The organism is Neolewinella persica DSM 23188 (assembly GCF_000373105.1).
Taxonomy (GTDB): Bacteria; Bacteroidota; Bacteroidia; order Chitinophagales; family Saprospiraceae; genus Neolewinella; species Neolewinella persica.
Window position 1 is genome coordinate 195,615 of the sequence record NZ_KB890469.1, and the last position, 12,149, is coordinate 207,763.

A 12,149-nucleotide genomic window follows, 5' to 3' on the forward strand; every position below is an offset into this window, starting at 1 on the left:
CAATCATCGCTCTTAAAACTATTCTTTGCACCGGCGTCCGCGCCCCAAAAGTTATCATGCGCTTATTCTTTATTATAATTGCGACCCTTCTTCTCTTCTGCAACGTTCAGCTCGCTGCTCAGAAAGCCGAAGCCTATAAAGCCCAATGGCAGTTCCCGCCAAAGGATAAAAGTATGGTAATCACCGCCGAACAGCAGCGGGAGATCGCCGCCACGGAGGAGGAAATGAAGTGGTTTAAAGACGCCAAGTTTGGCATCTTCGTCCACTGGGGCCCGGCCCTGCAGGTAACTGACGTGCTGAGCTGGGGCCGCCTGGGCGAACGTCCCGCCGCCAACAAACCCGCCACCAACGGTATCCCGGCCAAGGTCTACGACCGCCAGTACCTGAGCTTTAATCCGGTAGATTTTGACGCCGACGAGTGGATGGAGCAGGTCAAATCATTCGGTGCCCACTACCTTGTATTTACGGCCAAGCACCACGACGGCTTCTGCATGTTCGACGCGCCGAATACAGATTATGACATCGAGCATACCCCCTTCAAACGCGACATCTGCAAAGAGCTGGCTGAAGCGGCCCGTCGCCACGGCGTGAAAATATTCTGGTACTACTCCCAGCCCGACTGGACGCATCCGGACTGCCTGCGAGAAAACCACTACGAAAGCTACCTGCCGTACATGAAGGAGCAGGTCGAGCACCTGTACACCAATTACGGCCGCATCGACGGTGTATTTTGGGATCACCTTACCTCGAAATACTGGCAGTGGGACAGCTACCACCTGCTCAAAGACATGCGCAAGTGGCAACCCGGCTTGCTGAGTAATCCCCGCAGCGGCTTCGGCTGGCCAGACAATGACCGGCGCGGCGACTATGACACCCCCGAACAATCCCTCGGCCCGGTGGATCATCCCCGCTACTGGGAAGCCTGTCTGACAATGACCGATAAATGGCTTTACCACAAAAACGGGCCGATCAAAAAGGCAGAGAATGTGCTGGGGATGCTGATCCAGGTCGTCGGCAACGGCGGCAACCTGCTGCTGAACCTGGGACCGAACGGCGAAGGTACCTTTGTGAAAGAAGAAGCCGCAGAGGCCGCCAGGGTGGGGGGCTGGCTTCAGCAATACGGCAATACATTATATAACACCCGTCGTGGAATTTACGTCGGCGGCGACTGGGGCGCGTCTACCCAACGTGGTGATACCCTTTACCTGCACGTGCTGGAAAAACTGGCCAATGACGCCGCCGCTACCATCTCTCTGCCGCTGTTGCCGGTAGGTATTAAGTTAGCGGAGGGCGTCACGCTCGGTTTTAAAGGTTACCGGATTGAGAACGATCGTTTGTTACTTGACTTCGATCGTGCGGCCTTCGGTATGAACCTGGACAACATCGTGCAACTGGTGCTGGAAGAAGCTCCGGTCAGCTTCGAGCGCATTCCGACCTGGGCGGGGGAGCCGCTGGCAAACGATAAGTTTAAGGTGTCGGCCTCCAGTTTCAATAATCAGAAGCACCATCCCGAGGCGATTTACAATACTAAGGGCAACGTCTTCAGTGAAGGCATTCACCTGAAGGGCTGGTGGGAGCCGGAAAAGGAGGATGAGCAGCCGGAGCTGACGTTGCATTTTCCGGCGCGGACGCGGGTGCAAACCGTGTTGATGAGCGAGAATATGCGGTCACACTCGGTCCGGGACTACGCACTGCTGGTGCAGCGAGAAGCCGGGGGAGATTGGCACGAGGTCTACCGGGGAGACGTAATCGGTGAGGGGATGCGGGTGAAGCTGTCCGGGGAGGCTATTCACGGTGTGAAGCTTCGAATTAGCCAGAGCGCTTATGCTACGCGGATCTCGGCTTTTAATGCTTACGAGTAAATTGTCATACTACTGGATATTTTCATCTTCCTACTCAATTCCCGATTGATTGCTCAACTGTTCTTCGATCAATTCCGCACCCGCTCTGCTTCCCAACCTTAAACTGCACCTGCGGCCGCGCCTAAAAAGCAGAGATTTTACCCAATCCAAGTATTCACAGCCCTTTCAGACGATTTACGAACCCTATTCGACGGTGATTGAACCTGGAAACGCTCCTTCAACCGGTACCTTGCGGACCAATTAAGTCGCCAAGTATTATGCAAAAACATCACTACATTCTTTTCTGTCTGCTCCTTACTACCGTCGGTCTCTTCGGGCAACGAACGATCACCGGTGTAGTGGAGGATAGTGATGGATTGCCGCTCATTGGCGCTACTGTATTGATAAAAGGAACGGGCCGTGGTGCGGCCACGGATCTGGACGGTAAGTACGTAATAGAAGCGTCCGCAACGGATACGTTAAAGATCTCCTACACGGGATATGAGGCGCGTAATGAAGAGGTGGGCACCCGAACGGTTATCGATTTTACGATGACATCGGATGTAGAACTACTTGATAAAGTAGTCGTGATCGGCTACGGCTCGGTGAATAAGCGGGACCTGACCGGCTCGGTTGGCTCAATGGAACCCACGCTGGAGGAAGCAAGTCAGTTTACCAACGTCCAATCCTTGTTACAAGGAAGAATAGCGGGGGTGACCGTCAGCTCCAATGGTGGAGAACCTGGTTCTCCTTTATCGATTCGTATCCGGGGGGCCAACAGCCTGCGTGGAGACAACGAACCATTGTACGTGATTGACGGAATCATCGTCAACTCCACAACGGAAGATGCGGCTGACCCCCTACAGGGAGGCAGCTCCTTCCTGGCTGCCCAAAACGGGCTGACGGGACTGAGCCCCCAGGACATCGAAAGCATAGAGATACTAAAGGACGCTTCCGCCACGGCCATCTACGGTTCACGGGGAGCTAACGGTGTGATCCTTATCACGACAAAGCAGGGGGAAAAAGGAAAAGTAAAACTGACTTATAATGCTTACGGTAGAGTAGGGGATGCTGCTAATCTGGTAGAGGTGCTGAGCCCCTCAGAATATGTGGACTACCAGAACGATGCCCGCGCAGCACTGAGCTTTGCCCCCCGATTTTACACCTTCGCTGATGGAACGATCACCGAGTTTGTTGACAGTCCCGAGTTTATCGAGGCCAATGCCGATAGCCTGGGCCGCTTGCAGCCGATCAACTGGTTTGATGACGTATTCGAGCCATCGTTCAGCCAGTCTCACCGCCTGAGTGCCTCCGGCGGAACGGAAAAGGGGAAGTTCTTCCTGGCGGGGGGATACATGACGAACCGCGGGTTGGTACCCAATGCTAAGGTTCGTACCGGGGATATTTTGGCGAAGTATGACCATAAATTCAGCGACAAACTTAAAGTAAGTACCCGGGCAAGTGTGTCCTCCATCCGTAACCAGGCGAGTAAAGGGACGGAGAACCTGGGGGGTGCCAACAACAGTATTATCCGTCAGGTTGCACTCTCGGCACCATTGCTCGGGTACTCAGAGAACAACCTGATTGAGGGCGTAGAGGAAAGCCTCGACGGCCCCCGAGCGTGGCTAAGCGACTACGACGACGATAGCCGGGAGTTCCGAAGCCTGTTTAGTGTATCGGGAGATTATCAAATATCGGATGTGTTTACTTACCGTTTGCAGATTGGCGGTGATTACCGCAAAAAGGAAAGAAACGTCTGGTACGGTCTTGGTCTGCAACGCGGCCTGCAATCCAACGGAGAAGCTGGAGAAAGCATCCTGACCCGCCTGCGGTATAATGTGGACAATACACTGATGTTCAAGAAAAAGATCGGCCGTGGCCAGAAGATCAGCGGTACCGTTGGGGTAGTATACGACGTGACTAACCTGGACCAGGAAACCTTCACCGCCAATGATTTTCCCAATCCGGAACTACGGTACGACGGCCTGGACCAGGGACGCGCCTTTACCCCCCGTTTATTCGACAGCCGGGACGAGCAGTTGCTCTCCTTCCTTGGTCGTATCAATTACAGCTACAAAAGTCGCTACCTGCTGACCGCATCGTTTCGTTCAGATGGAACAAGTAAGTTCGCGCCGGGCAACAAATACTCCTTTTTTCCCGCTCTGGCGGCCGCCTGGAGGATCAGTAATGAGGACTTTCTCAAGGACCAGAATCTGATCAGCGACGCAAAACTCCGCGTAGGATACGGTTTGACCGGAAGCCAGGCCATCCAGCCTTACCAAACCCTCGCGCGCTATGGGCCTACCGCAGCACTGCAATCGGATGCCAGCGGTAATCCAATCGATGCGCAACGCCCGCTCAACCTGGCCAACCCAAACCTTCGTTGGGAAACAACCCGACAGTTGAACGCTGGTCTTGACTTCGGCATACTGAATGATCGGATCACGGCTACGGTAGATGTATACCATAAGCAAACCTCTAATTTGCTACAGCAGCTCAACGTGGGGCCTTCCGCCGGTTTTTCTACCATCACCACCAACCAGGGCGATCTGGTAAACCGGGGCGTGGAATTTGCCGTTAGTGCCGCAATTCTGAACGGTAAGTTCAAATGGAACGTATCGGCCAACATTGCACGGAACCGCAACGAGATTAAAAACCTGGGATTACCCGAGACACAGTTCGGCCAGGAGCGCTATTCCGCCTTTGTGGGCCGACAGGTATCCGGTGGAACGTTCTTCAAAGCTCCTGCTAATATTTTCATCGAAGGGCAGCCCGCAGGATTATTCTACGGTTATGCCACTAACGGCATCGTTGCTAACGCCTCCGATCTGGAAATTGCGCCGAGTGTACAGGGTATAGAGACGGTGTTAGGAGACGTGTTTTATGTAGACCAGAACGGAGACGGCAACATTACGGAGGCCGACCTGACCATCATTGGTGATCCTAATCCGGACTTTAACTACGGCATCGGAATGAATTTTGCTTACGGCCAATTCTCCCTCAACTTCCTTGTTAATGGAGTACAGGGCAATGAGATTGCCAATGGCAACCTTTCCCGCAGCGGTTTTGCCCGGGGATTATCTGACAACATTCGCCGCGAAACCTATTTGAACGCCTGGACGCCGGAAAATCCGGAGGGCACCTTCCCTCGTCTGAACTACCAGAATCAGGGAGACTTTGTGGATCGTTTCATCGAAGACGGTAGCTTTCTACGGCTCTCCTACGTTAGCTTGGGCTATTCATTACCGGCAGAAACAATCAAAGGAATCACCAACGCCCAGCTATTCTTCTCCGGACAGAACCTCTTCGTCCTCACTAAGTACTCGGGTTTTGACCCGGAAGTGGACAGTTTCTTCTCCGACCCCCTGAGAAGGGGTGTTGACTGGAGTTCTTTTCCGAAGCTACGCTCTTACACCATTGGCCTGACGGTCGGATTTTAATCGACCACCTAAAAAAAGTTAAGCATCATGCATAAGTTAAATAAAATCAGTCTTTGGGTATTGTTCGTCTTCCTGGTTGGCTGCGAAAACGGCATCCTGGAAGAAACACCCGATACCTTCCAGAGCGAAGCTCAGGTATTTGAGACCGAAGAAGGCGTAGAAACGGCACTGAATGGTTTGTACTACGCCTTTTCAGAGCAAAATTACCACGGTGCTGCTTTTCACAACCTGCTGATGCCGGTATCTGGAAAATTCTGGTCGAGCCAGAATGCTAACCGGGATGCTACGGGCCTAAACTGTGGTGCCAGTAACATCTCCCTGGTGCAGCTGTGGGCACAGACCTACCAGGTCATCAACGAAGCCAATCTTATCATTGATAATCTGGAGAACGGAGATGTTGCCCTTAGTAACCGGGATGCGGTACTCGGGCAGGCCTACTTCCTGCGGGCGGTTACTTATTTCGATCTGGTTCGAATCTTTGGTGACGTTCCCCTGCGGACCGAGCCAGTGGAACTGGGGACACTGGACCTTCCCCGAACCGACAAAAACGAAGTCTACGCCCAAATCGTCGCCGATCTGGAACTGGCCCGTGTTCTGATGCGGGACGACTTACCAGGCCGTCCCAAATCCACCGCAGCTACGGCCTACCTCGCCAAAGTATATCTGACCCGGGCGACGACTGAGGGGAATGCCTCTTTCCTGGATGCCGCGCGAACCGAAGCACTGGCAGTTGTCAATGCTAATATTTACCAGTTGACAGCGACCTACGCCGAGCTTTTTGACCCGACCAATGAAAACACCTCAGAGTCCATCTTCGAGCTGCAGTACGGGCACACCGGTGGTGTTCGTATTTCGGATTTTTCCCGAATTTACACGCCCAGGGGAAGCATTTACTCCTTGCCGAATGTACCTACCTTCGGCCGGGTGCGGCCCAATAAGGAAACCTTCGATGAGCACGTTGATACTTATCCGGGCGACCCTCGAGTTGATGCTACTTTCTTATACGACGAGTACCAAAGAGATGGCGCCCGCCGCACGATCTACCCCGAGCGGACCAATGGGAACGACGGCTACGCCGTACTTCGGAAATACCTGGACGAAACCTACAACGGTACCACTACTCAGCGCAACATGATCCTAATGCGATACGCCGATGTGTTGCTGATGCTGGCTGAGATCGAAAACGAAATGAATGGTCCGGAAGCAGCATACGTTTACGTCAATCAAGTAATGAGCCGCGCCCGAATAATGGCGGATGGTAGTGCCGCACCGCAGCCCCTTGATTACGCCGGTCTGACCCAGGAAAGTTTCCGTGAAAAGATTCGTACCGAGCGCCGTTTCGAACTCCTGGGTGAAGGCCACGTCTGGTTTGATACTCGCCGCTATGGCTACGATTTCCTGCTGAACGAAGTGATCATTCCCCACAATGAGCATCCAAATTTCGACAACGGTAAAGACTTCATTTACCCTGATGACCAAAAGAATTTGTTGCTTCCCATTCCGCTGACCGAATTGTCGGGAAATAGTGCCGTTGACATCGGGGACCAGAATCCTGGCTACTAGTGGGGGAGTGCCTCCAGGCCAAGCTTAATTTTCTTTCCGTCGGCCTTCGCGGCGCTCCAACCATTTAATAATTTACCATGACCAACGGAAACAGCATCGTTCCAAAATGGGCTTTCCTTGTTCTATTACTGATCTTCCTTCTCTTTGGGGAAGCTCCTGTCAGAAGCAACTACGGACCGGTCTTTAACGATACTGCATTGCCAGATACAGCCCATCACCAGGATATGCAGACTTTACTAATAACAGATAGTTCAATGAATAGTCTCGAAGCAAAATAACCATGAAAATTAACCGTAACCTAACTTACTTATTGCTTTTAGTGCTGACCGCGCTAGCGTTTACCACCTGTAAATCAGGCACCTCACCTGATGACAAAGTCGGAATGACTACGGCGGTAACTGAACGACCTAACGTTATTTTCATAATGGCCGACGACCTGACAACGCAAGCCATCAGCGCCTATGGCGACATCTACAAAGACATCGCTCCAACACCCAATATGGACAGACTCGCGCAGGAGGGCATGCTCTTCCAGGATGTGCTGTGCACCAACGGTATCTGCGGCCCCAGCCGTGCAGCCATCTTGACGGGAGACTACAGCCATAAGAACGGGTACTATAAAAACGAAAGTGGCGGCCGCTTCGATACAAGTAAATGGACCTTTCCTCAAGCATTTCAGGCGGCCGGTTATCAAACAGCTTTGTTTGGGAAGTGGCACCTGGGAACCGATCCTGTAGGTTTCGACAATTACAAATTTCACGCAGCGGCGGGCCAGCAGGGACTTTACTGGAATCCGCTCTACAATATCAATGGTAAGGAGGTAAAGCATGAAGGATACGCTACTAACCTTAGCACCGACTTCGCCATAAACTGGTTAAAGGCTGACCGCCAGCAAGACCAACCATTCCTGATGCTTCTGCAATACAAGGCCCCACACCGCCCCTGGGAACCCGACCGTAAATACGAGCAGTTGTGGGATGACATCGAAATGCCTTATCCCACTTCTTTTAATGACGATTACAAGGGCCGGGAACTCACCGCAGGTGATACTGAAATGACGATGGAACACCTTAGTCGTCGTGACATGAAGCTAGAGCGTCCCGAAGGCCTGAAGGGCAAAGAGAAAATCAAATGGGACTTTTTCGGCACTAAGAATGAAGAGATTGTACAACCTGAAGGTATGACTGCTGAAGCGGGTAAAAAATGGCGCTACCAACGCTACATCAAGGATTACCTGGCCTGCGTAAGATCTGTAGACGATAACATCGGAAGAATACTGGATTATCTGGACGAAAACGGCCTAGCTGACAATACGATGATCGTGCTCACTTCCGATCAAGGCTTCTACTTGGGAGATCACGGCTTCTTCGATAAACGCTTCATATATGAAGAGTCTTTACGGATGCCATTTATTGTACGCTATCCTAAAAAGATCAGGGCAGGTTCAGTGAATGAGGACGTTATTACTAACGTTGATTTCGCACCTACTTTACTGGAGACAGCTGGTATTGAAGTGGAGACGGACATGCAAGGCCGCAGTTTCGCTGCCGCCCTATCCGGTGATACGCCTGCCGACTGGCGCCAATCGATGTACTACCACTACTACGAGTTCCCATTCTGGCACCATGTACAACCTCACTACGGTATTCGGACGGATAACTACACCCTGGCCCACTTTTATTACAGTATTGACAAGTGGGAGTTTTACGACAATGAGAAAGACCCCGATCAGGTGATCAACCGAATAAACGACCCGGCCTATGCTGACGTCATAAGCAAGCTGAAGCTTGAACTGAAAGCACTAATGAAAGACTACGATAATGACCTGCCACTCGCCGAGTATCGGAAGATTTCCGATAAAGATTTTGGAGAGATCGTTAAAAACGGGGAAGGCGTAAAAGACATCATCACCAACAAAAAGAAATAATGAAAAATATTACTAACACCCTTGCTGGTCTGTTGCTGTTGATTTTTGCCTGTGGCAGCACAGCTCCTCTGACACAACAACCCTCGCTGACAACTGAACGGCCTCATAATATTCTATTTATTGCCGTGGATGATCTCAAGCCACTGCTTTCCAACTACGGCCATAAAGAGATGCATACCCCCAACTTCGACCGATTGGCTGCGATGGGCGTAACGTTTACTAACGCTAACGTACAGTACGCCGTTTGTGGCCCAAGTCGGGCCAGTATCATGACCGGTTGCTTCCCCGATCGAACGAAGGTATGGGACCTGCATACCGATTTTCGAAAATCCGGCGATGGCCTGGTCTCTATGCCGGAGTACCTGATTTCCCAGGGCTACGAAACTGTTGGCATCGGTAAAATCTACCACAAAGGCAGCTCCGCACCTGGACACGACGGCAAAAGCTGGTCGTTGGGCCATACGCTTCCCGACGATTATAATGCATCGACCGGTAAGCCAATTATCAACTATCAGAGTGCGGAGAACCGTGCCCGCTTCGCGGCCATTATGGCCAAAGCGGAGACTAAAGGCATTGATAAGACCGGTCAACAGCGTGCCTACGCGCTCAAACAGCATAAGCCAAGTACGGAGAGTGCACCGGTTCCTGACGATGCTTACCAGGACGGTGTGTACACCAAGGCTGCCATTGCCCGACTTAAGGAGTTGAAGAGCAGTAAGAAACCATGGATGATGGCCCTCGGCTGGCAGCGTCCTCACCTGCCCTTCGTGGCCCCGCAGAAATACTGGGACTTGTACGATCGGGATAAGATCGACCTTTCGGGAATCCAGGAGGTAGCCGAAGGCACGCCAGAGATTGCCTACCATAACTTCGGAGAGATCCGCAGCTACACCGATTTTCCCAAGGAGGCGGTACTGGGTGACGCCATCCCTGAAGCAAAGCAACGGGAATTGATCCACGGCTACATGGCCTGTGTCTCCTACATCGACGCACAGTTGGGAAAAGTGCTGGATGAGTTGGAAGCTTCCGGCCTTGACGCAACGACCAACATAGTGCTATGGGGAGACCACGGATTTCATCTGGGGGATCACACCCTATGGTGTAAGCACAGCAACTTCGAGCAGGCGACCCGGATTCCTTTTATGTTTGCTGGCCCCGGTGTGGCAAAAGGTACGCAGGTGGCCATTCCCGTTAACTTGGTCGATGCTTTCCCCACCTTATTTGACCTGGCGGGGGTGAAGCCGAGTGCTCAGGCAGAAGGCAAAAGTCTGGTGCCGCTGCTGGATAATGATCCGAAGACTACCGTCGAGCAGGATTTTGCCATCAGCCAATACGCCCGTGGTGGAAAGAAAAATCCTACAATGGGATACAGCCTCCGGACGGAGCGCTACCGGTATACCGAGTGGCATAAAGGGTACACCAGTGCCGATACTTACTCTAACGATAATATCGTCGGGGTAGAATTGTATGATTACGAAAAAGATCCGTTGGAAACACAGAACTGGGCGAAGGATAAGGACTACATGAAAGTGGTACCAGGACTCAAAGCACAATTACAACGGTTCCTGGAAAAGCAACGGAAGAACCTAGCGAAAAGTCCGGGTGTCGGTGCCTTGGAAGGGAAACCGATGCTGGTTCCAGATGCACCATCCGGTGATAAGAAAATGGAAGGTGCTCAGCATACCGTGAAACCCCAGGGCAATGGCCGCGCGGCCAACGCTCTTGGCGAAAAGCCAAATGTACTGCTTATCCAGGCAGACGACTTAGGCTACTATGATTTGAGCCTTACCGGATCCCGGATTTACCAGACGCCGAACATTGATCGCCTGGCCGCCTCTGGTGTCAGTTTTGAGCAAGCCTACAGCAACTACCCCCGCTGTACACCCTCGCGCTATGCATTGATGACGGGAACTTACCCGGTAAATGAAGACCACGGCCACCTGATCGGTATTCCGCAGGAGCGCAATTTTGCTCAACTGCTGGAAGAAGTTGGCTACAACTCCTTTTTCGTAGGGAAATGGCACCTCGGCCATGATAATAATAGCCCTACAGCGTTTGGCTTTAACGCTTCCTACGCAGCCGGACACGCCGGTGGGGTAGGGCAACGGTTCTTCCCATTTAACATCAAAAAAAATGGGAAACGGCATAAAGAACAAGTGCCCAATGTGGAGAAAGACGGTAAGGAAGGTGATTATATCTCCGATCTGATGACCGACAAGACGTTGGACATGCTGAAAGCCAATGATAAGAGCAAGCCCTTCTTCGCGGCCCTGGCATTCTATGCCGTGCACACGCCACTCGAAGCAAAACCGGAAGATCGGGAGCGCAACGCCAAAGAAATTGCTGCTTTTGACTTTGGCGACGGCCCGGAGTACATTAAGGAAGGAGCAGGCCGTCGCAAAATGCGGCAGGATGACCCCGACTACGCAGGAATGGTGGAAAACGTGGATCAGAACGTCGGCCGGTTACTGGATTATCTGGAAGCCAATAACCTTACGGAAAACACTATCGTCGTTTTTACTTCGGACCACGGCGGTCTTTCCAATGACGGTAATAAAAACCAACGGCATCTGGCCACTTCCAACCTCCCATTACGGGCGGGAAAAGGATGGCTTTATGAAGGAGGAATCCGAGTGCCCTTGATCGTAAGCTGGCCAGCGAAACTGGCCCCGCGGACGGACAAACAGTCCATCGTACTGGGCATGGATATTTACCCGACCATCCTGGATTTAGTGGCCGATAAGCTGGTCCCGAACATCGATGGTAAAAGCGCGGAGAAGGTGCTTGAAGGGAAGGAGGATTGGGCAAATCGTACGGTGTTCTGGCATTCGGCCAAGGCGCGGCCACACAGTACGGGTGATGCGGATATGAGCGTGGTCCGGTCCGGCGCCTACAAGCTGGTACAATACAATGAAGACGGTAAAACGGAACTTTATAACCTGCTTGATGACCCAGGAGAGACAAAGAATTTAAGTCTAGAAATGCAAGCAAAAACCAAGGAGTTGAGTGTCTTACTGAATGCCTGGAAAGCGGAATACCTGGTGCCGGAGAAGATGAAACTAAGGGTGAAGGGATAGCGGGCGCGGCCGCAGGAGCAGCGGGAAGGACCAGGGAGCAGGGTGCCTGGATGATCCCGTAGGGATCGACCTTTAATTACCCTGGGTGAGGCGGCACGCCGAAACCCGGGGTAGTGAGTGGAATGGCAACAAAACGGCGCGCAGCGCCGCCAATATTCTAGGACCACAAGGAACCCGGATATAAGCCCACGTCCAAATCTTTCATCTAAGAGAAATATAAGTTCGGGTCTTGCTGTAGTCACAGGGTTTTCGAAAACTTCTGGAGGATCTCAATAACAGGTAATCGGAAGAAACAATCTTA

General features: G+C 52.1%; 5 protein-coding genes. All 5 read left to right on the top strand.

The window, feature by feature from the left end:
- Window positions 1-56: 56 nt before the first annotated feature.
- The 5 genes from B036_RS0124475 (at window position 57) to B036_RS32625 (ending at window position 11,848) form a co-directional block, all read left to right on the top strand.
- The gene (locus B036_RS0124475) at window positions 57-1,862 is read left to right on the top strand and encodes an alpha-L-fucosidase (RefSeq protein WP_020571382.1); all 1,806 of its coding nucleotides are present in this window, start codon (window positions 57-59) and stop codon (window positions 1,860-1,862) included.
- Between the two features lie 257 nt (window positions 1,863-2,119).
- A complete protein-coding gene (locus B036_RS30935) occupies window positions 2,120-5,281 on the top strand; it encodes a SusC/RagA family TonB-linked outer membrane protein (RefSeq protein ID WP_020571384.1) in 3,162 nt (1,053 codons plus the stop codon).
- Window positions 5,282-5,308: 27 nt separating this feature from the next.
- Window positions 5,309-6,844 (top strand): RagB/SusD family nutrient uptake outer membrane protein, encoded by a 1,536-nt coding sequence (locus tag B036_RS0124490; protein WP_020571385.1) that lies wholly within the window; start codon window positions 5,309-5,311, stop codon window positions 6,842-6,844.
- 280 nt (window positions 6,845-7,124) lie between these two features.
- Window positions 7,125-8,771, top strand: coding sequence for a sulfatase family protein (locus tag B036_RS0124500; protein WP_020571387.1), 1,647 nt, complete (start codon window positions 7,125-7,127; stop codon window positions 8,769-8,771).
- Entirely contained in the window at window positions 8,771-11,848 is a 3,078-nt protein-coding gene (locus B036_RS32625; RefSeq protein WP_020571388.1) for a sulfatase-like hydrolase/transferase, read from the top strand. The genes B036_RS0124500 and B036_RS32625 overlap by 1 nt, the downstream gene beginning before the upstream one ends.
- Window positions 11,849-12,149: the final 301 nt, after the last annotated feature.

Coding starts and splice junctions, on each gene's coding strand:
- B036_RS32625 (WP_020571388.1), top strand. CDS start 8,771: ATGAAAAATATTACTAACACCCTTGCTGGTCTGTTGCTGTTGATTTTT.
- B036_RS0124500 (WP_020571387.1), top strand. CDS start 7,125: ATGAAAATTAACCGTAACCTAACTTACTTATTGCTTTTAGTGCTGACC.
- B036_RS0124475 (WP_020571382.1), top strand. CDS start 57: ATGCGCTTATTCTTTATTATAATTGCGACCCTTCTTCTCTTCTGCAAC.
- B036_RS30935 (WP_020571384.1), top strand. CDS start 2,120: ATGCAAAAACATCACTACATTCTTTTCTGTCTGCTCCTTACTACCGTC.
- B036_RS0124490 (WP_020571385.1), top strand. CDS start 5,309: ATGCATAAGTTAAATAAAATCAGTCTTTGGGTATTGTTCGTCTTCCTG.